The organism is Natrialba sp. INN-245, assembly GCF_009807105.1.
GTDB classification, from domain to species: Archaea; Halobacteriota; Halobacteria; order Halobacteriales; family Natrialbaceae; genus Natrarchaeobius; species Natrarchaeobius swarupiae.
Genome location: NZ_WUBV01000063.1, coordinates 331802 through 353406, shown reverse-complemented (window position 1 = coordinate 353406; position 21605 = coordinate 331802). Strand labels below are relative to the sequence as shown.

Below are 21605 nucleotides of genomic sequence, written 5' to 3'. Positions count from 1 at the left end.
ATTTCCCGCCCGGAACAAAAAATCTACCTTTCGACCCGTCGCTGGGCGCGAGAGGCGGCCGTTCGACCACGAACGACGACGATCGCGATCGCGGTTCCGATCACGACGACCGCGACGGTGACGATCGAGCCGAGGCCGGTCTCGACGGCCGCCGCGATCGGATCGCTGTCGTCGCCGTCGGCGCTCGCGGTGATTCCGGTCGCGTCGGCGCTCCCGTCGGCGGTCGGTCCCCCGACGTCGGCTCCGGCTCCGTCGGTGGCTGTTGCGCCCCCGTCGATCTCCTCGAGGTCGTCGACCGACGGGGCGCGGACGATCGTCACGGTCTCGCCGTCTCGGTCGACGGCGTACGCGCCGGGGTAGTCGTCGTCGATCTCGTAGGCGTTCGCCCGGTCGTCGACCGGTTCGGCGCCGTAGCCCGAGAGGAGTTCGAGGTACGCCTCGAGGAACTCCTCGGCGTCTCCGGCCGTCTGCCACTCGCTTTGCCAGACGTAGCCGGTGTACTCCACCGACTCCATCGGATCGGTCGATTCGGGGGCGTCGGCGGCGACGTAGACGACGAGTTCGTCGCCGGCCCAGCCGTCGGTGTACCGATGGTCGTACTCGTAGCCGCCGTCGGTCACGACGTCGCCGCGTTCGAGTACCGTCGGCTCCGACGAGTCGAACGCGCCGGCAGCGAACATCGAGACCATTCCGACCTCGCCGACGGTCTCGTTTGCAACCTCGCCGCCGACTTCGAGTGGCTCCCAGTCGTCGCTCGAGCGATCCTCGAGGGCGATGTCGACGGGCGTACGCTCGTCCCCTGGCCGGATGACTTCGGAACTGCTCGCGGGCGGATCGTCGTAGGCGGCGTCGACGGCCGCCCAGCCGTCGTCCTGTGCCAGCAGGTAGTCGACGTAGTCGGGGCCGTCGTCGTAGGGCTGGAAGAGGATCAGGTACAGCCCCCAGTTGATATCCGAGACGCCGCCCGGTTCGTCGTCGGGAATCACGCAGTTCCACTCGGTCTCACAGCGCTGTTCGTACTCGGTTTCGACCCAGACGGCGTCGCCCTCGACCAGCCCGTTCGACGCGGCCGTGTCGTCGATCGTCGATCGGTCGAATCCGCCGAGCCCGAACCGCTGGTCTTGCAGTGCGTGAAGCAACTCGTGGCCGAGGGTGATCTCGTCGGTCTCCGGTTCGTCCGGATTGTCGGAGACGACGACGACCTCGCCGGTGGTGGGATCGTAGTAGCCGTTGACCGCGCCGCCGTACAGCGAGTCGTACTCGTCTTCGGCGTCGGTCGCCCGGTCGACGACGAACAGCGCCTCGTAGTTGACGTTGCGCTGGATCAGTTCGTCCTCGGAGACGTTCCCGAAGACGTCGCCGTGTTCGGCTCGATACTCCTCGCGCGAGACGACGTCCACGTCGACGTCGTCTTCGAACGTGAGCTCGCGAATCACCTCGACGCGGGCCATCGATCGGTAGATCACCGCCTCGAGTTCGTCCTCGGCGAGTGCAGCGTCCTCGCGGTCGTCGACGGGCAGTTCGTCGTCGTACCAGTAGCCCTCGACGTAGCCGATGGTCGACTCGGTTGCGGGCTCAGCGGGGCGGTCGTCGCCTGCCGGCCGTTCCTCGAGGACGACCCCGAAAAACACACCGCCCCCGACGATCGCGAGGAGGACGAGCGCGGCGGCGAGGACGGCGACGGTCCGCGTTCGACTCGAGTTCATCGCGGCTGCTAGCCGTCGGTACGGAACCGACGACAAAAAGGACGCCGGTCGACCGATCGGCGGCCCTTCGCCGCGGCCGGGGCGAGGCGTTCGCGGCGTCGATGCCGTCGCGAACGTTTTTACGGTCCCGTTCGAACGTCCACGTATGAGACTCGAGCCAGCGCGCACGGCGGTGGTGGTCGTCGACATGCAAAACGGCTTCTGTCACCCGGACGGCTCGCTGTACGCGCCCGGCAGCGAGGCGGTGATCGAACCGATCGCTGATTTGGTCGAGCGGGCGAGCGACGCCGGAGCGTCGGTGCTCTACACCCGGGACGTCCACCCGCCCGAGCAGTTCGAGGACGCCCACTACTACGACGAGTTCGACCAGTGGGGCGAACACGTCCTCGAGGGATCGTGGGACGCCGAGATCGTCGACGAACTGCCCTCGGAGCGGGCGGATCACGTCGTCGAGAAACACACCTACGACGCCTTCTACGCGACGGAACTCGAGGCGTGGTTGAACGCGCGCGGCATCGACGACCTCGTGCTCTGTGGAACGCTCGCGAACGTCTGTGTCCTCCACACGGGCGGGAGCGCGGGGCTTCGGGACTTTCGGCCGCTGCTCGCCGAGGACTGTATCGGCAGTATCGAGGACGAGCACAAGGAGTACGCCCTAGAACACGCCGAGTGGCTGTTCGGCGAGGTAGTCGAACGCGACGACCTCGCGTTCGAATCCAGTTGATCCCCGTTCGCCGTTCCCTGTTCGTCTCCCGAGACGGCATCCGTTCGTCTCCGAGGACCCTCGGCGACGACTCCGGAGAAACCACCACCGCTTATCCGTCCGAGCGGCGACTCTCCGCCAATGACGAGCTCCGACGACTGGACGCTGATCGAGGAGGTCACCGAGTACGAGACGCCCTGGTACGACGCCGGCTACGACCGCCTCGAGCAACCCGACGGAAGCGAGAAGCGATACTACTGGGCCGAGTTGCCGCCCGCGGTCGTCGTCGTGGCCCGAGTCGACGGCAGTCTGCTCGAGGCGGTCGACGGTGACGACCGAGCTGGCGGGACGACCGGTAGCGACGGAACCACTGGGGCGATCGGTGGCGACGGAACCAGTGAAGCGGCCGGTGACGACGCCACGGACGAGGATCACCTCCTCTTCGTCGAGCAGTATCGGCCGACGATCCGCGAGACCCACCTCGAGTTACCCGCGGGAATCGTCGAAGACGGCGAGTCCTACACGACCGCGGCGGCGCGCGAACTCGAGGAGGAGACCGGCTTTCGCCCCTCGAGTACGGCGTTGCTTCAGGAGTACGCCGTCGCGACCGGCGTCCTCCGGCACGACCGGGCCGTCGTCTACGCCGAGGGGCTCGAACTCGGCCGGCGCGAACTCGACTCGAACGAGTTCCTCGAGGTGCGGACGGTTCCGGTCTCGCGGGCGCTCGAGCGCGCTCGCGAACAGCCGGCGAACGACTCGACGATGTCGGCACTGTTGCTCGCGGCCGAGGACGGGCTGTTGTAACGCCGAGGCTGTCGACTACCGACGTCACGTCGACGGGCGGGTCCGTGGGTCGGCAGGTGATTTCGACCCGGCAGGTGGCTTCGACCCGGCAGGTGGCTTCGACCCGGCCTGCGGTCGCAGCCGTCCACCGGTACGGCAAACTGCCTCGAACCACTCTCTCCGAGGGTGGGGCTCGGATCGACTTTGGTATCTAAATTAGTGAGGGGGTAAAACCCTCGTATCGTTAACGGCAAACCGCTTGAACGTGGATCCCCTACTCTGGAACGAGGTGACCACATCGTGAAATCTAGCCTGTCTATCTCGGGGATGTCGTGTGCGACGTGTTCGGGGACGGTCGAGGACGCCGTCTCGGCTCTCGAGGGAGTCGACTCCGCCGACGTCAACTTCGCGACGGACGAGGCAACCGTCGAGTACGACCCCGAAGCGGTTTCGCTCGCCGAAATCTACGCGGCAGTCGAGGACGCGGGCTACGAACCCGACCGGTCGACGGCGACGATCGAAATCGCTGGGATGTCGTGTGCGACGTGTTCGGGGACGGTCGAGGAGGCCCTCGAGGGAATCCCTGGCGTCGTCTCGGTGTCGGCCAACTACGCGACCGACGAGGGAACCGTTGCGTTCAATCCCGACGACGTGTCGCTCCCGACGATCTACGACGCGATCGAGGAGGCCGGCTACGAACCGGATCGCGCCGTCGATGAGGCGGGCAGGGAACTGACCGAGGAACGCGAGAGCGCCGTCGAGCGGGAACTCCGAACGAAACGCACGTGGACGATCGTCGGCGGTCTCCTGGCGTCCCCGTTCGTCCTCGTCATGGCCCAGATGGGAACCGAGTGGCTCTACGACTTCGCGTTCCTTCCCGGCTGGTTCGACTGGGTCGAGTTCGTCTTCGCGACGGCGTTGATGGCGACGCTCGGCTGGCACTTCGTCAGCGGCGCGTACACCGCGCTCGTCAACAACCGGCAGGCGAACATGGATACGCTCGTCGCGGTCGGCACCAGCGCCGGCTACCTCTACAGTACGGCAGTCATCTTCGGCGTGATCAGTGGCGGGCTCTACTTCGAGGCCGTCGCCTTTATCCTCTGGTTCATCTACCTCGGCGTCTGGCTCGAGGCCCGATCGAAAGCCCGCGCGAGCGCCGCGCTCCGGGAACTGCTCGAGATGCAAGCCGACGAGGCCACCCTCGTTCGAGATGGTGAGGAGGTCGTCGTCCCACTCGAGGAAGTCGAACCCGGCGACGTGATGAAGGTTCGGCCAGGTGAGCAGATTCCGACCGACGGCGTCGTCGTCGACGGCGAAAGCGCGGTCGACGAGTCGATGGTCACGGGCGAGTCGGTGCCGGTCGAGAAACGCGAGGGCGACGAGGTCGTCGGCTCGACGATCAACGAGAACGGCGTCTTGCTCGTCGAGGCGACCAACGTCGGCGAGGAGACAGCGATCCAGCAGATCGTCGAACGGGTCAAGGAGGCCCAGGCCCGCCAGCCCGACGTCCAGCGGCTGGTCGACCGGGTGAGCGCCTACTTCGTCCCCGCGGTGATCGTCAACGCCGTCGTCTGGTCGCTTCTGTGGGCGGCGTTCCCGACCGAACTGTACGCCGTCTCCTCGACGCTCGGCTCGTGGATCCCGCTGCTCGAGCCCGTCGGCGGCGGGCCGGAGGTCGCCGTCCCCGCTACTGGCGTCGGCATTCCACTCCTCGAGTTCTCGATCGTCGTCCTGGCCTCGGCAATCTTGATCGCCTGTCCCTGTGCGCTCGGACTGGCGACGCCGATGGCGACGATGGTCGGTTCGACGATCAGCGCGAAAAACGGCGTCCTCTACAAGGGCGCGGACGTCCTCGAGAAGGCCCGCGGCATCGACGTCGTCGTCTTCGACAAGACGGGGACGCTGACCCACGGCGATATGCGCCTGACCGACGTCGTTCCCGTCGACGACGCCGTCGAGACAGACGGCGGGAGCGACCCGGAGACGAACGGCGGCCCCGTCGCGGACGGCGGTTCGTCCACCCCCGCCACCGTCGGTCGTTCGTCTACCTCCGACGCCGATGGCGGCGTCCTCGAGTCGCCCGTCGATCCGGAAACGGGCCTCGAGCGCGACAAACGAACGCTGCTTTCGGTCGCCGCGAGCGCCGAGTCGGGCTCCGAGCACCCGCTCGCGCGGGCGATCGTCGAGGGTGCCGAGGAACGCGGCCTCGACCTCGAGACGCCGACGACGTTCGAGAACGTCCCCGGCCACGGAATCCGCGCCACGATCTCCCATGGCGAGGTGTTGGTAGGTAACCGGAAACTCATGCGCGAACACGGCGTCGACCCCTCGCCCGTCGAGGCGACGATGGAACGCCTCGAGTACGAGGGGAAGACGGCGATGCTGGTCGCACTCGAGCGCGACGACGCGGATCGCGAGTACGAGTTACTGGGCGTGATCGCTAACGCCGATACGGTCCGCGAGAGCGCCAAGGAGACGGTTGCCGAACTACAGGCGAGAGGACTCGAGGTGATGATGCTCACCGGGGACAACGAGCGGACCGGCCGCGCGGTCGGCGAGCGCCTCGGGATCGAGCCAGAGAACGTCCACGCGGAGGTCCTACCCGAGGACAAAGCCGACGAGATCGAGTCGATTCAGTCCGATGGACGTCGGGCCATCATGGTCGGCGACGGCGTCAACGACGCGCCGGCGTTGACCTCGGCACACGTCGGTATCGCCATCGGCTCGGGCACCGACGTCGCCATCGAGAGCGCCGACGTCACGCTGATGCGCGACGATCCCGCGGACGTGCTGAAAGCGATGCGGATCGCCGACGCCACGATCTCGAAGGTCCGCCAGAATCTCTTCTGGGCGTTCGCCTACAACGCGACGTTGCTCCCGATCGCGTCGATCGGGCTCTTGAATCCTGCACTCGCCGGGATCGCGATGGCCGCCTCGAGCGTCTCGGTCGTTTCAAATAGCCTGGCGTTCATCGGGTGGGATCCCCACGACGACTACGTCTTCACACCGCTTCGGCCGTTCGTCTGGGTACGGGATCGACTGACAGTGGTCGAATAATCGATGTCGGTTGTATGTTTGTTCTTAGAACGTGGTCACAACCCCTACCCTCCAATTTAGCTACGGTTCAACTGAATCTCCATTCGGGAATTCGCACCAACACTCTGGCTAACCGTATACGCGAACTCCCCATCCATTTTGACCCAATTGTGAATGTGTACTTCTATCTTGGCAAGAGTACTACGCAACAGTTAATTGAGAGAATGGTCAAGTAAGGGCTGATGGCACAAGCGACCGAACGATTACAGCGGTATCTCGACGACGAACTCGAGGAGTGTCGCAACGAGGACGTCGAGCGCCGCCTCGACGAACTCAGTACGCTCGAGGCTGGCCTCGGGACGGAACGAGCCCAGGCCGAACTCGAGGTGCTCTCGGCGCTGTCCAACGAGACGCGCTATACCCTCGTGCGCGTTCTCGTCGCGGCCGAAGATGAGCTCTGCGTCTGTGAACTGAACGCCGTCGTCGATGTCACGGAAAGCGGTCTCAGTCATGCTCTCTCGGCGCTCGTCGACGCCGGTCTCGTCGAGGGCTGGAAGGATGGGCGCTGGAAGAAGTATCGGGCGACCAACCAGGCTGTCGCGCTCGTCACGGTTCTCGAAGGGAGCGTCAGCATCGATGAGTGACCTCGAACACGACCACGGGCCGGACTGTGACTGTCCGGACTGTGGCGACCCGCGGTCGATGGATTTCCTCGATAAGTATCTGACCGTCTGGATCTTCCTCGCGATGGGCATCGGTGTCGGACTCGGCTACGTCGCCCCCGGCGTCGTCGACCCGATCCAGGAGTATCATCTCGTCGAGATCGGACTCATCGCGATGATGTACCCGCCGCTGGCGAAGGTCAACTACCGCCAGCTTCCCCGCGTGTTCAGCCAGTGGCGTGTCCTCTCGTTGAGCCTCGTTCAAAACTGGCTCATCGGGCCGACGCTGATGTTCGCGCTCGCGGTGATCTTCTTCAGCGGTATCGTGCCCGCCTTTCCAGCCCGTCCCGAGTACTTCCTCGGGTTGATCTTCATCGGCATGGCCCGCTGTATCGCCATGGTGTTGGTCTGGAACGACCTCGCCGACGGCTCGAGCGAGTACGCCGCCGGGCTGGTCGCGTTCAACAGCGTCTTCCAGATCATCACCTACGGTGTCTACATCTGGTTTTTCGCGCTCTTCTTGCCGCCGATTCTGGGGCTCGAGGCGATGGTTGCCGGGATCGGTGCCTTCGACATCACCGTCGGACAGGTGTTCTGGGCAATCGCGATCTTCCTCGGGATTCCGTTTGCCGGCGGTATCGTGACCCGTCTGGGTGGCGTTCGCTCGAAGGGTGAAGAGTGGTACGAAGAGACGTTCGTGCCCAAGATCAGTCCGCTGACGCTGATCGCACTGCTGTTTACCGTCATCGTGATGTTCGCCACGCAGGGTGACAACATCCTCGCACAGCCCCTCGACGTGGTGTGGCTGGCGATCCCGCTGACGATTTACTTCGTCGTGATGTTCCTCGTCAGCTTCGGGATGGGGCGTGGCATCGGTGCCGATTACTCGACGACGACGGCCATCGGCTTTACCGCCGCCTCGAACAACTTCGAACTCGCGATCGCGGTCGCCGTCGCCGTCTTCGGCGTGGGCTCCGGTGTTGCCTTTGCGACCGTTATCGGGCCGCTGATCGAGGTGCCCGTCCTGCTCGGGCTGGTCTACGTCGCCATCTACTTCCAGGAGAAATTCGACTGGGGTGGCTACGAGACCGGACAACTCGAGAGCACGAATCCTACGGGAGATGATGTAACACCGTCGAAAACGGACGACGACTGATAGCCTATGACGTTCGATACACTCCTCATACCGACCGATGGAAGCGATCCGGCTGAAGCCGCTGCGCGACGCGGTTTCGACCTTGCAGCACAACTCGAGGCCAGCGTCCACGTCCTCTCGGTTGCAGACAGCTCCCTCGCGACGGGAGCGGGCTACTCCGGCGATTCGGCGTCAATTCGTGCCCGGCTTCGCGAACGAGCCGACAGCCGCGCAGCGTCCCTTCGCGCGGACGCTGACGAACGTGGCCTCGATGCGACGGCAGTGGTTCGCGACGGGATCCCGGCCAAGGAGATCGTCGACTACGCCGACGAGCAGGGACTTGACGCGATCACACTGGGAACGTCGGGTCGCGGGGGCGTCGCGCGTGCCGTCGCCGGAAGCGTGGCGGATAAGGTGGTCCGAACTGCGACGGTTCCCGTACTCACGCTCAATCGGGCAGCGATCGACGACGGCGAGGGCTCGGTCGACTCGATCCTGCTCCCGACCGACGGCAGTGAACCGTCCGAGGCAGCCGCTGCCCACGGGGGCGGCCTCGCCGAGCAGCTGGATGCGACCGTCCACTGTTTCTCGGTGGTGGACGAAGGGATCGCGAGTGGATTCGACTCGCTGCTGGCGGATGACGACAGCCTGTCCGCAGACCGGCTCGCTGAGCAAGCTGACGACCACGTCGACCGGGTCGTAACGACTGTGACGGACTGCGACGTCGAGTATGTCAGTACAACGGCCACCGGCGATCCCGCCGAGGAGATCATCGACTACGCCGACGACAATGGCCTCGATATGATCGTGATGGGTACGCACGGCCGTGGCGGATTCCAGCGGGCCGTCGTCGGGAGCGTTACCGACGAGGTCGTTAGAACGGCGTCTGTCCCCGTACTGACGGTCCGTGCCGAAACGAGCGAGTCGCCGGAAGAAACCGAACGACGTGGGAACGAATGACCGAATCCTCGGGCAGGATCCAGATAGCCTTCGTCTGCGTTCAGAATGCTGGTCGCTCGCAGATGGCGTACGCGTTCGCCCAGCGTGAACTGACAGAACGGGAGTTATCGGACGAGATAACCCTCGTCACTGGTGGAACCCGCCCCGCCGACCACGTCCACGACGAGGTCGTCCGGGCGATGGACGCAGTCGGCATCGATCTGTCGGACCGGACACCCCGTGAAATCACGTTCGAGGAGATCCAGGCGAGCGAGTACGTCATCACGATGGGCTGTTCGGCCGACGATGTCTGTCCGGCAGGGTGGGCAGGCGAGAACCGGGACTGGAACCTCGAGGATCCGGACGGAAAATCGGCTGCTGAAGTCGGTCGAATCCGCGACGAGATCGAAAGACGTGTGACCGACCTGTTCGACGAAATCGAATCACCGTCGGAACCGCACGCCACCTGACATCCTCCAGACGGCTAAAGCCGATGGGCTTTCGCCTCGCTACCGCTGTAACGCGATTCGTCCCACTTCTCCGCTCGTCGAGCAAGCACCTGAATCAGCTCTCGCACAGGGGTTTTGTTTGCTTGTACAACCGGTGTATCAACCGCGTATTCGATCGATACCGATGGCTCTCACCTGAACCGCTCGTCCAGGACGACCGGAATCCCGCGACTCGCCACGTCGCCGGCGAACGCCTTCGAGTCGGCCTCGAGTTCCGGGAACGTGTTGTAGTGGATCGGGACCACGAGGTCTGGTTCGAGGTCCTCGGCGAGGTCGGCGGCACCGTGGCGGTCCATCGTGTAGTTCTGTGCGATCGAGGGCACAAACAGCGAGACGTCGAAGTCGGCGGACCGAACCTGTTGCGCCACCTCGAGATCGATCCCGATCCGGCGCTCGAGCGCTTCGCGTCCGAGGCCGGCGATCGCGGCGATGGCGTCGTCTACGTGCTTCGTGACGAGACGGTCGTCGGTGCGATCGCGCTCGCGGACGTGATCCGCGAGGAGAGTTTCGAGGCGATCGACGCGCTCCACGGAATGGGCGTCGACGTAGCGATGCTCACCGGCGACGATGTCGACGTGGCTCACGCCGTCGCGGACGAACTCGAGATCGATACGGTCTTCGCCGAGGTGCTCCCGGAGGACAAAGACGAGAAGATCCTCGAGTTACAAGAGCGTGGCCACCTCGTCGGAATGGTCGGCGACGGCGTCAACGACGCGCCTGCGCTCACTCGATCGGACGTGGGGATCGCGATCGGCTCGGGAACGGACGTCGCCGTCGAGTCGGCGGACGTGGTGCTCGTCGAGAATGATCCTCGAGACGTCGCTCTGCTCGTCCGACTGAGCGCGAAGAGCTACCGAAAGATGGCCGAGAACATCGCCTGGGCGGCCGGCTACAACGTCTTCGCCCTGCCGCTTGCGGCCGGCGTCCTCGCGCCGATCGGCATCCTGCTCTCGCCGGCCGTCGGCGCGGTTCTCATGTCTGCGAGTACGGTGATCGTGGCGGTAAACGCACAGCTGTTGCGCCGGGCGGAGCTCTCGACGTGAGACGAACTCGAGAACGGGGAACTCACCGAGCACTCACCGAAATCCCGGCAGCCGTGAGGAGGGCATCAGTCCGACTCGCTCGTCGATCACGAGTCCCGCGCACGAACGAGCCCTGCACCGAGCGCTCGCCCGGATGAAAAGACAGTTCCCTGCCGACGACGAACGGGCGATAAATGCGAATCGCCGTTCCCAACAAGGGCCGCCTGCACGAGCCGACGATCGACCTTCTCGAGCGGGCGGGGCTGCATCTCGAGAACGGTGCCGACCGGAAGCTGTACGCCGATACCGTCGATCCCGATGTCTCCGTGCTGTTCGCCCGCGCGGCGGACATTCCCGAGTACGTCGCCGACGGCGCGGCCGACCTCGGTATTACGGGTCTCGATCAGGTTCACGAGGCTCGCGTCGACGACGTCGAGGAGTTACTGGACCTCGAGTTCGGCCGCTGTCGGCTCGTCCTCGCCGCGCCGGAAGACGGGAACATCGAGGGCGTTGCGGACCTGGCAGGCAAAACGGTCGCCACGGAGTTTCCCAACGTGACCGCGGATTTCTTCGCCGACACGGGCGTCTCCCCCGACATCGTCGAGGTAACTGGCGCGACTGAACTCACGCCCCACGTCGAGATGGCCGACGCCATCGTCGACATCACGAGCACCGGCACGACGCTGAAGATGAACCGGCTGGCGGTCGTCGACGAGGTGCTCTCGAGTTCCGTTCGCCTCTTCGGTCGCGCGGACGTCGTCGACGATCCGAAAGTCAGGGAGGTTCGGACGGCGCTCTCGTCGGTCAAACAGGCCGAGGGCAAGCGCTACCTGATGATGAACGTCCCCGAGGAGCGACTCGAGGCGGTTCGGGACGTCATCCCTGGCATGGGCGGGCCGACGGTGATGGACGTCGCCAACGGTGGCGGAAAGGTCGCCGTCCACGCCGTCGTCGACGAACGAGATGTCTTCGAGACGATCACCGAGGTCAAGAAGGCGGGTGCGAGCGACATTTTGGTGACCGAGATCGAGCGGTTGGTCGAGTAGCCACGTTGGTGACGGCCTGTTGCTCACTTCCCTTCGTCGAGCGGCGGCCAGTTCCAGGCGTCGGCGCGGACGACGCCGAGGAGTTTTCGGCGGCGCTCACTGAGTTCCTCGAGGGCCTCCTCGAACTCCTCGTCTGCGACCGTCGGAACCCCCGCTTTGCGCAGTCGATCGAGATCCGGGTCGGGTGGCACCTCGTCGGCGGGTTCGATGAACGCCGTGTCGAGGGTCTCGAGGTAGCTCTGTGCGCTCGAGCGCGCGTCCTCGATCAGCATCGGATTCGGTTTTCCATCGTCTGGGACGCCGTAGCGGTAGATAGTCAGCGCTTCGTCCAGGATGGGGACGGCGACCGCGGAGGCGCGTTTCCCCTGCTCGCTGTGGTAGTAGTGCAAGATCGGGTAGGACTTGTGTTGGTCCGCCAGCAACGAGAGATCCGCGGAGAGCGACTCGAGGGACAACCCGAGGCCGTCGAACGCTGCAGACGCGTCGTCGGCGTCCCGTCGGTCGTCCCAACTCGTCCGAACGAACGCCTCGCTTCGCGTCCCGAGTCCCGTCACGTCGCTGGCAAACGAGCGCTTCTCGGAGACGGCACCGAGCACGGCGAGCACGTAGGAGACGGCGAGCGTGACGAACGCCATTCCCGTCGCCGTCGTGAACGCGCTGGCGATCTCCCAGGTCCCGCTCGTCGGCGTGTAGTCGCCGTTGCCGTTCGTGAACATCGTGTAGGCGACGTAGTAGAACCGGCCGGTCCAGTCGGCTGGATCGCCGGTGTGGGCGCTGACGAGTGCGACGGAGCCGCCGGCGAACAGCAGCGTCCACCCGATCCACAGCAGTCCGATCCACATCGCGAGCGTGAACACGAGGATAAGCGGGCCCGCGAGGCTGAGCACCCGCGGGTTGTCGTCGCTGACACGACGGAGCCCGCGCCAGACGGCCGTCGTCAGGCGGGACGAGAGCGGACCGGAGCCGCCGTCGACCCACAGCGTCGTCCAGAGCAGGTCCACGACGACCGCGACGAGGACCACGATACCGATGACGAGAAACAGCGGTTCCATAGCCACCGACTACGTCTCGGACGCCCGTCAACGCCCCCCCAGCGAATCGGTCGGCCTTCATGTGTTTCCGAACGGCCAGATCGCGATCGTCGAACCACCCGTCCGTGAACCGAACGGTCTGACCGAGTATCTGTGAACCGAGAAGAGAATCCGTAGACGCGTCCGAGAGAGCGATCGTGGTGGTGTCGAGCCGATCACGACCGGCGAGACGCTGGGAGCCGATGTCGACACTCGAGTGTCGGTCGGCGAACCGATCGGCGGTTACTCGAGCAAGCCGAGATCCTCGAGTCGGGAGACGATCTTGTCGACGGCGTGTTCGGCGTCTTCGGGTTTTTTCCCGCCAGTGATGACGAGTTTGCCCGAGCCGAACAGGAGCGCGACGACCTCCGGTTCGTCGAGTCGGTAGACGAGACCCGGGAACTGCTCGGGTTCGTACTCGATGTTCTCTAATCCCAGTCCGATGGCGATCGCGTTCAGGTTGAGGTTGCGTCCGAGGTCGGCGGAGGTGACGATGTTCTGGACGACGATTTCGGGGTCCTCGTTGACCTGGATCTGGAGTTCACGGAGCTTGTCGAAGACGATACGCAGGCTCTCGTGGACGTCGTCGGTGCTCTTCGCGCCGGTGCAGACGATCTTCCCCGAGCGGAAGATGAGCGCGGCGGATTTGGGGTTCTGGGTGCGGTACACGAGGCCGGGGAACTGTTCGGGGTCGTAGTCGGCCCCCTCTAAGTCCATCGCGACGCTCTGGAGGTCGAGTTCCTGGCCGATGCCGGTCGACGCCACCACGTTTTCGATGTTGATGGTGTCCTTCGGATCCGTCATAAGTCGCTTAAAAAGACGTATTTAAGGTTTATAAAGGTTAGTACCGGTACCTGATATATCCGGTTTATTTTGCTCTTCGGGTGTTCGAGCTATCTCCCGCCGGTTTTACTCGCCTCGGTGTCACCTCGCTCCGTTCGATCGGTCGCTCGAGAAGCGGTAGGCTCATGGCCGGGCCGGGACGACGGTCGAACGTGTATCTCCTCGAACTCGGCGGCGAGGACGACGAATTTGCGGCCTGCGAGGCGGCGAGTGCGGCGACCGGCGTTCGTCCGATCGCGCCCGCCCTCGCCGTCGCGCGCGGTGTCGTCCCCGAACGCGTCCGCGGGCTGGCGTACACCCACCGGGCGAGCGAACTCGTCGGACGGACCGACGCCGACCTCGAGAGCGCGCAGGCGTTACTCGAGGCGGCCTCGATCGATCGCGAGGGGACCGTCGCCGTACGGGCGACGGACGTTCACGGTTCGACCGGGATCGACACCGCACACGCCGAGCGCGAGCTCGGTCAGGTGCTCGTCGACCGCGGCTTCTCGGTCGACCTCGAGGCACCGGATCACCTCTTGCGTGCCGTCTTCTCGGCGGGGCGACTCGAGCAGTCGGACCCGCCGACGGACGACGGAAACGGGGACACTGATAGGGATTATCGTAGGAGTTCATCGTTTCCCAGTGAAGAACCGAGAGACAGTGCCGAAAGAGAGGATTCGAAACCGGTGGTTGGCTACGATAATCCCTATGAGGACGAACGCCTCTCCGTCTGCGCGCTCGGCTGGCTCGTGGCCGAGAGCGTCCGAGACTTCGGGAGCCGCGCGCCGACGGACAAACCCTTCTTCCAGCCCGGGAGCATGGACCCACTGCTCGCGCGAGCTGTCGCGAACGTGGCGGGCGCGCGAGCCGGGAACACGATTCTGGACCCGATGTGTGGAACCGGTGGCGTACTCGTCGAGGCGGGCCTCGTCGGGGCCGACGTGATCGGAACCGACGCCCAGCGGAAGATGGTCGCTGGGTCCCAAGAGAACCTGAACCACTTCCTCGAGGCGGACGCTCCGTCACCGACTGGCGTGACACGCGGCGGCTGGCACGTCGCCCGTGGCGACGCCACGCGGCTCCCACTCCCCGACGACGCGGTCGACGGCGTCGTCTTCGACGCACCCTACGGCCGCCAGTCGAAGATCGAACGCCACCGCCTCGAGGATCTGGTATCCGGCGCGCTCGCCGAAGCTCGCCGGGTCGCTCCGCGTGCCGTCGTCGTTGCCGACCGATCGTGGGCCGAGGCGGCTCGAGACGCGGGCTGGGAACTCGAGTCGACGTTCGAGCGGCGGGTCCACCGCTCGCTGACGCGGTACGTGATGGTACTCGAGAGCCCCCAGCAATCCGTATGAGGCGATAAGGCAGAGTCTCCTTCTTCGGAGTGCAGGCTTCCGGCGTCCGCCTACGAGACCGAGTCACCGACGCCGACGAGATCGAACTCGAGTCCGGCGTCCGCCTCGCGTGCGCGCTCGTAGACGACCCGTGCCGCGGCGACGTCCTGAATCGCCAGCCCGGTCGAGTCGAAGACGGTGACGCCCGTCTCCGGCGTTCGGCCCGATTTTGCCCCGACGACCAGTTCTCCGATCTCGGCGTCGATGTCGTCGTCGGTGAGTACCCCCTCGGCGTACGGGACGTTGATCTCGCCGGAGTGGGTACACTGCTCGTAGTCGTCGATGACGATCGTCGCGGACTCGAGCAACGCATCGGCGAGCTCGTGTTTTCCGGCGGCGTCGGCACCGATCGCGTTCACGTGCGTGTGCTCCCCGACGTCGTCGGGGCCGACGATTGGCTCCTCGACGGGCGTCACCGTCGAGAGGATGTCGCAGTGACCGGCGTCGGAGATCGACCCCTCCCGGACGTCGAACTCCTCGGCGTAGGTGTCGACGAACCGCTCGACGCGTTCGTCGTCTGCGTCCGTGACGACGACCTCCTCGATCGGTCGAATCTCGGCGATGGCCTCGAGTTGGGTGTACGACTGGACGCCCGCGCCGACGAGACCCAGACTCGAGGCGCCCTCGACCGCGAGATAGTCGGTGGCGACGGCGGCGGCCGCCCCGGTTCGTTTCATCGTCAACGTCGTTCCGTCCATGATCGACAGCGGGAAGGCGGTCTCGGGATCAGAGTAGATCATCGTTCCCAGTACGGTGGGGAGGTCGTGCTCCGTGGGGTTGTTCAGATGGACGTTGACCCATTTGATGCCGGCGGCATCCCACCCGCCGGTGTCGAGATACGCCGGCATCGACCGGAAGTCGCCGTCGTAGCGCGGAAGCTCGATGTAGGATTTGACCGGCATCTGGGTATCGCCGCGCTCGAACGCTCCGAACGCCTCCTCGACCGCGTCGACGATGTCCGCGAGTCGGGCACAGTCGTCGACGTCGTCGCTGTCCAGAAGTAGCGTGTTCATAGTGGCGAATTTTGCGGGAACCTACTTAGTTCGTAGTGAAGCGCCACCAGAATCGCAGATCGAACCGTGGGTCGCACTCGAGATTCGATCGCAGAGAGATCAGATCGTCGCCCGGTACAGGACGACCGGGGTCCGGTACGATGTCAGTCGTTGCTCGCCGTCGGATTCGTAGCGAAACTCGAGTACGTCCTCGAGGTCGCCGGGAGCGTCCGACAGCAGCGACCTGATCTTCCGGCGACGGTCCGCGGGGACGTCCATTCGATCGAGCCAAGCGGAAACGTCCAGTTTCCGGCTCGTCTCCCAACCCTCTTCGACCGTCAGCCCTGCGTCCTCGAGCCACTCGCGCCACTGCGACGCGGCGTAGGTCTCGACGTGGCCCGGATCGCGGAGCCGTTCGATCCGGTTGACGGACGCCGCCAGTTTCGACTCGTCGGGGACACACAGGTCCTCGAGCGCGAACACCCCGCCGGGCGCGAGCACGCGCTTGACCTCCGCGAGGAACGCCTCGGGATCGGGAAAGTGGTGGGCGGCGAACCGACACGCGACCGCGTCGAACGCGTCCGCGGCGAAGGGCAGGCGTTCGGCGTCGGTGAGGGCGCCCTCGAGTGTGGCGTCCGCGTACTCGGTCGTCGCCGTTTCGACCATCTCGAGCGAGAGATCCGCCGCCACGACCCGCGGGACGCCACGAGCGGAGAACCCACCCGCGACGTGGCCGCCACCGGTCGCCACGTCGAGCGCCCGCGTCGCGTCCGCACACCAGTCGACGAGTTGCTCGAGGCCCGCGCCTTCCTTGAGCACGGCCCCGTCCCGGTAACCGTCCGCAGCGTCTCCGAAGGCCCTCGCGACGTCACGTTTGGTGTCAGCGTCGTCCGTCACGACACGGCTTCGGCGTGACACACACGTGAACGTTCCGTGAGTATGTGTCGCGAAGGCACCGCCGAGATGCAGCGTAATCGATCCGGTGGCGAAAACAGGTTCGGGAGCGACGACGAAACGGAGAGATAGAGAATGGGCCGACTGAACGCGGCTGTGCGGTGGTTCGAGCGGCGCTTCCACCCTCCACGAGAGCAGCCCGAGTGGCTGCCGGTCGGAGAGGACGGGTGAGGTATCACCAAGTCCACTGTCAGCGAGCGAGCGGTTCGGAGAACCCGAGTGACGCTGTTCTCCGAGCGCTTCGCGCTCGGGCCGACGAGCGACCCGGAGGGGAGCGAGGAGGCTTTTGTACTAAATTTTGCCGAGGGCGCGGCTTCGCCGCGCCCGCAGAGCAAACTTTAGTTCTGGCTCGCGGGTCACTACGTTCCCCGCTCGCCTTTACGAGGTTCTCACTCGCTTCGCTCGTTCCGAACCTCGCTTACATCATGCCGCCCATGCCACCGCCCATGCCGCCCATGCCGCCGCCCATACCGCCGCCTGGGCCGCCGGGCATCTCCTCGTCATCGTCGTCGTCAGCGACCGCGAGGTCGCCGGCGGCGATGACGTCGTCGATGCGAAGCAGCATGACAGCCGCTTCGGTGGCGGACTCGATCGCCTGGGTCTTCACGCGCAGCGGTTCGTAGACGCCTTCCTCGCCCATGTCGATCGTGTCGCCGGTAAAGGCATCGAGACCGGCAGCCTCGTTGCCGCCGTCGTGGTCGGCACGGAGTTCGACGAGGGAGTCGATGGGGTCGAGTCCGGCGTTCTCGGCCAGCGTACGCGGGATGACCTCGAGGGCGTCGGCGAAGGCTTCGACGGCGAGCTGTTCGCGGCCGCCGACGGAGTCGGCGTAGTCACGCAGAGCCAGCGAGAGTTCGACTTCGGGTGCGCCGCCGCCGGCGAGCACCTTGCCGTCCTCGACGGTCGTTCGCACCACACCGAGGGAGTCCTCGATGGCGCGGTCGATCTCGTCGATGACGTGTTCGGTGCCGCCCCGCAGGATGAGGGTGACGGCCTTGGCGTCCTCGACGTCCTCGACGAAGATGCGCTGGTCGCCAGCGATGTCCTGCTGGGCGACGTTGCCGGCGAAGCCGAGGTCGTCCTCGCTGATGTCGTCGACCGAGGAGACGGGCCGGGCACCGGTCGCGCGGGCCAGCTGGTTCTGGTCGCTGGATTTGACGCGACGGACGGCAATGATCTCCTCCTGAGCGAGGTAGTGTTGGGCCATGTCGTCGATGCCGCCGTCGACGAAGACGACGTCCGCGCCGACATCGGCGAGCGTCTCGGCCATCTCGCGCAGTTGGGCCTCCTCCTGTTCTAAGAACTGCTCGAGCTGGTCGGGGTCGGTGACGTTGACCTCGGCGTCGATCTCGGTCTCTTTGATCTCTAAGTCGCCGTCGATGATCGCGACCGACGCGTCCTCCGCGAAGTACGGCATGTTCTCGGAGACGCGCTCTTTGTCGACGATGACACCTTCGACGAGTTCGGAGTTCTCGATCGAACCGCCGACGACCTTCTCGACTTTGATGTTGTCCGTGTCGATGCCGTCCTCGTCAGCGACGGACTGGATGGCGTCGACGACGAGTTCGGAAAGCAGGTCACGAGCGCTCTCTGCGCCTTTGCCGGTCATCGCTGTCGCGGCGATCTGGTGGAGGATCTCGTCGTCGTCTTCGTCGACGTCGATGGCGATCTCCTCGAGAACGTCGGTGGCCTCCTCGGCGGCCTGGCGATATCCTTGTGCGAGCGTGGTCGCGTGAATGTCCTGCTCTAAGAGTTCCTCGGCCTGGCTGAGCAATTCACCAGAGACGACGACGGCGCTGGTGGTGCCGTCGCCGACCTCGTCTTCCTGAGTCTCGGCGACTTCGACGATCATGTCGGCCGCCGGGTGGTCGATCTCCATCTCGGAGAGGAGAGTCACACCGTCGTTGGTGACGATGACGTTGCCCGTCGAGTCGACGAGCATCTTGTCCATGCCCTTCGGGCCGAGTGTGGTTCGTACGGACTCGGCGACGGCCTTGCCGGCCTGGACGTTCATCGATTGTGCGTCTTTGCCGGACGTCCGCTGGCTGTCCTCCGAGAGAACGATAAGGGGCTGATTGCCCATCTGCTGTTGTGCCATAGTCAGGGAAAGATTGATTGTTATTCTATATAAACCTTTTGAGTGCGTACGAGGCGAATGCCCCTACGCGGGTATTACCTGGCAGATCCTGCTGAGGTCATCCGCCGTCATTTATATTGTAACCGAGGGGATGTCGAGCGTGAGAGGTCTCGTCCCGACCGATCACGGATCGAATAGGAGACCGAGCCGATTAGGCTTCCTCTGAGCCGGGAAACCGGTGGTACTCCAACCCCTGGTGTTTCATCTCGTTGTGTCGTTCCTCGAGGAACGAGTAGACCGAACCGTGTGGTGCACCGTCTAAGAGCATCTCCGCGGCGGTACGGACGGTGTCGACCTGTTCGGGCGCGCCGATGATGCCGAGCGTCGAGCCGTAGATGACGACCGATGCGCCGGAGAGTTCCTCCATCAGTTCGCGGGTCCGCCCCGATTCGCCGATGAGGCGACCTTTCTGCCGTTTCATGTCGTTTTTGTTTCTCGAGGCGGCGTCGATATCGACGACGTCGAACAGCATCATATCGTCCTCGAGCAGTCGGAGCGCGTCCTCGGGCGGGAATCCGCGCCCGATCGCTCGAACGATCTCCGGGCCTTTGAGGCCGCGAACGGGGTCGCCGACGGCGTCGACCGCAACCGAGCCGTTTTCGGAGTCGATGTCCAGTCGAACTTCGGCTTCCGCCTCGATTTCGCGCATCGTCTCGCCGCCCTCGCCGATGAGAACACCGATTCGGTCCTGCGGAATCTTCACGTGCTGCATGTACCCGGCTACTCGCTCGGCGAGGTTAAGCGCTTGGACCGCACTCCGAGCCGCGTTCGGTCGTGTCCCAGCGACCCGTTCCGACCGCTGCTCTCTCGAGAAGCCCGTGGCGGTGCGAGACGACGACTGAGGATGGGCGCGACGCGTGAGGGTGGCATAGTACTTTCCCGCTCGCGAACGACCGGACGAGTATGATCGGTGACGACTGTTGGCGCTGCAGAGCGGACGTCGATTCCGACGCGAACTTCTGTTCGGAGTGTGGCGCGGAGCTGACGGAGAGCCGAGACGACGACCGTGCGCCGGTCGAGAGAGGTGCTGACAGGAGAGCAAAAGAGTTCAGAACCAGCAGGGCGAGTGAATACGAAACTGGCAGTGAGAGCGGATACGGTCCCGATCACGACGTCGAATACGATCCAGACCAGAGCGAATACGACACGAGCGGCGGCGAGATAGACGGTACGAACGACGACGAACTCCTGGCCGCGGCCGCACACCTCCTCGCGATCGTGACGTGGGTCGTCGGCCCGGCGATCGTTCTCGTCGTCGCCGACGATCCGTTCGTGGACGAAAACGCCCGCAACGCGTTGAACTGGCAGATCGTCTACACGGTCGGCATGATCGCGGCGACGCTTCTCTCGGCCATCCTGATCGGGATTCCCTTCTTGATCGTCCTTCCGTTCGTCAACGTCGCCGTCTGTGCGATCGCCGCTGTCAAAGCGTACGGCGGCGAAACGTGGACGTACCCGTTTACCCCCGATTTCGTCTGATACGGATTGCTATCCCTGTGTACCGCTCACCGGAGAACGGATCCCGGATGCGGCGATACTGCTGGACAGCAGACCGTATGAGCGTTCGGCCCCACATCTGTACGAAAAGAAACTATTTTGTTCGCCCTCCGTGCTCGTTACGGTATGGTTGATGGAGACGATCACGAACACGACGACGAGGTGCTAGAGCAACTGCTCGGGGGGAACGAGGTGCACATCGATGGTCTTCCGTCCGAACACTTCTCGGCGGTCAAGTCCGGCCAACATCCCGAGGTGGTCTCGGTCTGTTGTTCGGACTCGCGGGTCCCACAGGAGCGGATGTGGGGGGTCGAAGATCCCGGAACGGTCTTTACGCCGAGTAACATCGGCAACCAGGTCTGGGACGACGACGGGGGCGAGCGGATCGTCGACGGGGGCGTCCTGTACCCGATCCACCACGCAGGAACCGAGGTCGCGGCGATCGTCGGTCACACCGGCTGTGGAGCGGTGACGGCCGCCTACGACGTCGCGACAGGTGCCGACGAGCCTGGCCCACGGGGCGTCGACAAGTGGATCGACCTGCTCGTGCCGGTCGTCGAGGAAGCCCTCGAGAGCAATCTCGTCGACGCGGACGCAGACCGGGAGACGGTGATCAACCAGCTCGTCGAGTACAACGTCGACTATCAGGCGACGTTCCTCCGAGAGTCCGAGGACGTCCCCGAGGACGTCGACGTCTACGGCTTCGTCTACGACTTCCAGGGGATCTACGGCAACGAGGACGGACGGACCTATCTCGTCAACGTCAACGGCGAGACGGATCCCGACGTGATCGCCGACCTGATCCCCGACCGGTACGAGACGGCGACGCACAGTCTGCTGTACTGACACCACTCCGAGCCTCTGGTCTCACCCCGGACTCACACCGACAGCACTCGCGGAAATCGACCGCCACCGGTCGGACGACGGATGCACTCGGTATCGTTTTACCGTCGGCGCCGAAAGTGACGACATGACGATGCGCTCGCTCCTCGAGTCGGACGTCGGGTTCTACTACGCGATCGGCGTATTCACGCTCGCCGTCTTCGTCGTTGGAGTGGTCGGACTCTGGGCGATAGGCTCGAGCGGCGTCGGGACCAGAGAGCTGATCGGACTCGTCGTCGGGTTCGCCGCGTTCATGCTCGTCTACGTCGTCTCGATCGCCGTTCGACGCCTCGAGACGGCCGAAGACGTCTGA

Annotated in this window: 19 protein-coding genes and 2 pseudogenes; 13 read left to right on the top strand and 8 right to left on the bottom strand. The window is 64.8% G+C overall.

The genetic code is table 11. The features are described from left to right. Positions 1-23: 23 nt before the first annotated feature. The gene (locus GRS80_RS18260; RefSeq protein WP_160048784.1) at positions 24-1706 is read right to left on the bottom strand and encodes an Hvo_1808 family surface protein; all 1683 of its coding nucleotides are present in this window, start codon (positions 1704-1706) and stop codon (positions 24-26) included. A gap of 145 nt (positions 1707-1851) precedes the next feature. Between GRS80_RS18260 and GRS80_RS18255 the strand changes: the two genes are divergently transcribed. The 7 genes from GRS80_RS18255 (at position 1852) to GRS80_RS18225 (ending at position 9434) form a co-directional block, all read left to right on the top strand. Continuing rightward, a complete protein-coding gene (locus GRS80_RS18255) occupies positions 1852-2430 on the top strand; it encodes an isochorismatase family cysteine hydrolase (protein WP_160048783.1) in 579 nt (192 codons plus the stop codon). 120 nt (positions 2431-2550) lie between these two features. Further along, the gene (locus GRS80_RS18250; protein WP_160048782.1) at positions 2551-3213 is read left to right on the top strand and encodes an NUDIX hydrolase; all 663 of its coding nucleotides are present in this window, start codon (positions 2551-2553) and stop codon (positions 3211-3213) included. 279 nt (positions 3214-3492) lie between these two features. Continuing rightward, a complete protein-coding gene (locus GRS80_RS18245; RefSeq protein WP_343161648.1) occupies positions 3493-6249 on the top strand; it encodes a heavy metal translocating P-type ATPase in 2757 nt (918 codons plus the stop codon). Between the two features lie 221 nt (positions 6250-6470). Continuing rightward, positions 6471-6872, top strand: a complete 402-nt coding sequence (locus GRS80_RS18240; RefSeq protein ID WP_160048781.1) for a metalloregulator ArsR/SmtB family transcription factor — start codon at positions 6471-6473, stop codon at positions 6870-6872. Continuing rightward, complete coding sequence (gene arsB / locus GRS80_RS18235; protein WP_160048780.1) at positions 6865-8046, top strand: ACR3 family arsenite efflux transporter; 1182 nt, start codon at positions 6865-6867, stop codon at positions 8044-8046. Before GRS80_RS18240 ends, arsB begins: the two co-directional genes overlap by 8 nt. A gap of 6 nt (positions 8047-8052) precedes the next feature. Continuing rightward, positions 8053-8985, top strand: coding sequence for a universal stress protein (locus tag GRS80_RS18230; RefSeq protein ID WP_160048779.1), 933 nt, complete (start codon positions 8053-8055; stop codon positions 8983-8985). After that, on the top strand, positions 8982-9434 hold the full coding sequence (locus tag GRS80_RS18225) for a low molecular weight phosphatase family protein (RefSeq protein WP_160048778.1): 453 nt from the start codon (positions 8982-8984) through the stop codon (positions 9432-9434). Before GRS80_RS18230 ends, GRS80_RS18225 begins: the two co-directional genes overlap by 4 nt. 170 nt (positions 9435-9604) lie before the next feature. Here GRS80_RS18225 and GRS80_RS18220 read toward each other — a convergent pair. Then, a pseudogene (locus GRS80_RS18220) lies at positions 9605-9811 on the bottom strand (MBL fold metallo-hydrolase); the annotation flags it as partial. Between GRS80_RS18220 and GRS80_RS18215 the strand changes: the two are divergent. Both GRS80_RS18215 and hisG read left to right on the top strand, forming a co-directional pair. Then, positions 9809-10516 (top strand): annotated as a pseudogene (locus GRS80_RS18215) (HAD-IC family P-type ATPase); the annotation flags it as partial. The pseudogenes GRS80_RS18220 and GRS80_RS18215 sit on opposite strands and share 3 nt — an antisense overlap. A gap of 173 nt (positions 10517-10689) precedes the next feature. Then, a complete protein-coding gene (hisG, locus tag GRS80_RS18210; RefSeq protein WP_160048777.1) occupies positions 10690-11541 on the top strand; it encodes an ATP phosphoribosyltransferase in 852 nt (283 codons plus the stop codon). A 23-nt stretch (positions 11542-11564) separates the two neighbouring features. Here hisG and GRS80_RS18205 read toward each other — a convergent pair whose 3' ends face one another. After that, positions 11565-12593 (bottom strand): potassium channel family protein, encoded by a 1029-nt coding sequence (locus GRS80_RS18205; protein ID WP_160049081.1) that lies wholly within the window; start codon positions 12591-12593, stop codon positions 11565-11567. A gap of 261 nt (positions 12594-12854) precedes the next feature. Further along, positions 12855-13415, bottom strand: a complete 561-nt coding sequence (locus GRS80_RS18200) for a TATA-box-binding protein (protein WP_006671604.1) — start codon at positions 13413-13415, stop codon at positions 12855-12857. A 191-nt stretch (positions 13416-13606) separates the two neighbouring features. Here GRS80_RS18200 and GRS80_RS18195 point away from each other — a divergent pair, with 191 nt between their 5' ends. Next, positions 13607-14791 (top strand): methyltransferase domain-containing protein, encoded by a 1185-nt coding sequence (locus tag GRS80_RS18195; RefSeq protein ID WP_343161647.1) that lies wholly within the window; start codon positions 13607-13609, stop codon positions 14789-14791. A 50-nt stretch (positions 14792-14841) separates the two neighbouring features. On the opposite strand, the gene GRS80_RS18190 is transcribed toward GRS80_RS18195, so the two are convergent. The 4 genes from GRS80_RS18190 to GRS80_RS18175 all read right to left on the bottom strand — a co-directional run bounded on the left by GRS80_RS18190 (position 14842) and on the right by GRS80_RS18175 (position 19625). Continuing rightward, positions 14842-15843: an ornithine cyclodeaminase family protein gene (locus GRS80_RS18190; RefSeq protein ID WP_160048775.1), complete on the bottom strand. Its 1002-nt coding sequence runs from the start codon at positions 15841-15843 to the stop codon at positions 14842-14844. A gap of 99 nt (positions 15844-15942) precedes the next feature. Continuing rightward, positions 15943-16719 (bottom strand): class I SAM-dependent methyltransferase, encoded by a 777-nt coding sequence (locus tag GRS80_RS18185; RefSeq protein ID WP_343161646.1) that lies wholly within the window; start codon positions 16717-16719, stop codon positions 15943-15945. A gap of 475 nt (positions 16720-17194) precedes the next feature. After that, positions 17195-18859 carry a thermosome subunit alpha gene (gene thsA / locus GRS80_RS18180; protein WP_160049079.1) on the bottom strand — a complete coding sequence of 555 codons (1665 nt, stop codon included), beginning with the start codon at positions 18857-18859 and terminating at the stop codon, positions 17195-17197. A gap of 205 nt (positions 18860-19064) precedes the next feature. Then, a complete protein-coding gene (locus GRS80_RS18175; protein ID WP_160048774.1) occupies positions 19065-19625 on the bottom strand; it encodes a KH domain-containing protein in 561 nt (186 codons plus the stop codon). Between the two features lie 191 nt (positions 19626-19816). On the opposite strand from GRS80_RS18175, the gene GRS80_RS18170 reads away from it, so the two are divergent. The 3 genes from GRS80_RS18170 to GRS80_RS18160 all read left to right on the top strand — a co-directional run bounded on the left by GRS80_RS18170 (position 19817) and on the right by GRS80_RS18160 (position 21605). Beyond that, positions 19817-20392, top strand: coding sequence for a DUF4870 domain-containing protein (locus GRS80_RS18170; RefSeq protein ID WP_160048773.1), 576 nt, complete (start codon positions 19817-19819; stop codon positions 20390-20392). Positions 20393-20536: 144 nt separating this feature from the next. After that, positions 20537-21256, top strand: a complete 720-nt coding sequence (locus GRS80_RS18165) for a carbonic anhydrase (protein WP_160048772.1) — start codon at positions 20537-20539, stop codon at positions 21254-21256. 130 nt (positions 21257-21386) lie between these two features. Next, positions 21387-21605, top strand: a complete 219-nt coding sequence (locus tag GRS80_RS18160; protein ID WP_160049078.1) for a hypothetical protein — start codon at positions 21387-21389, stop codon at positions 21603-21605.

Excerpts from the sequence above, each read along its gene's own strand:
- GRS80_RS18260 (WP_160048784.1), bottom strand. The coding sequence starts at position 1,706 with ATGAACTCGAGTCGAACGCGGACCGTCGCCGTCCTCGCCGCCGCGCTC.
- GRS80_RS18255 (WP_160048783.1), top strand. The coding sequence starts at position 1,852 with ATGAGACTCGAGCCAGCGCGCACGGCGGTGGTGGTCGTCGACATGCAA.
- GRS80_RS18250 (WP_160048782.1), top strand. The coding sequence starts at position 2,551 with ATGACGAGCTCCGACGACTGGACGCTGATCGAGGAGGTCACCGAGTAC.
- GRS80_RS18240 (WP_160048781.1), top strand. The coding sequence starts at position 6,471 with ATGGCACAAGCGACCGAACGATTACAGCGGTATCTCGACGACGAACTC.
- arsB (WP_160048780.1), top strand. The coding sequence starts at position 6,865 with ATGAGTGACCTCGAACACGACCACGGGCCGGACTGTGACTGTCCGGAC.
- GRS80_RS18230 (WP_160048779.1), top strand. The coding sequence starts at position 8,053 with ATGACGTTCGATACACTCCTCATACCGACCGATGGAAGCGATCCGGCT.
- GRS80_RS18225 (WP_160048778.1), top strand. The coding sequence starts at position 8,982 with ATGACCGAATCCTCGGGCAGGATCCAGATAGCCTTCGTCTGCGTTCAG.
- hisG (WP_160048777.1), top strand. The coding sequence starts at position 10,690 with ATGCGAATCGCCGTTCCCAACAAGGGCCGCCTGCACGAGCCGACGATC.
- GRS80_RS18205 (WP_160049081.1), bottom strand. The coding sequence starts at position 12,593 with ATGGAACCGCTGTTTCTCGTCATCGGTATCGTGGTCCTCGTCGCGGTC.
- GRS80_RS18200 (WP_006671604.1), bottom strand. The coding sequence starts at position 13,415 with ATGACGGATCCGAAGGACACCATCAACATCGAAAACGTGGTGGCGTCG.
- GRS80_RS18190 (WP_160048775.1), bottom strand. The coding sequence starts at position 15,843 with ATGAACACGCTACTTCTGGACAGCGACGACGTCGACGACTGTGCCCGA.
- thsA (WP_160049079.1), bottom strand. The coding sequence starts at position 18,859 with ATGGGCAATCAGCCCCTTATCGTTCTCTCGGAGGACAGCCAGCGGACG.
- GRS80_RS18175 (WP_160048774.1), bottom strand. The coding sequence starts at position 19,625 with ATGCAGCACGTGAAGATTCCGCAGGACCGAATCGGTGTTCTCATCGGC.
- GRS80_RS18170 (WP_160048773.1), top strand. The coding sequence starts at position 19,817 with ATGATCGGTGACGACTGTTGGCGCTGCAGAGCGGACGTCGATTCCGAC.
- GRS80_RS18165 (WP_160048772.1), top strand. The coding sequence starts at position 20,537 with ATGGTTGATGGAGACGATCACGAACACGACGACGAGGTGCTAGAGCAA.
- GRS80_RS18160 (WP_160049078.1), top strand. The coding sequence starts at position 21,387 with ATGCGCTCGCTCCTCGAGTCGGACGTCGGGTTCTACTACGCGATCGGC.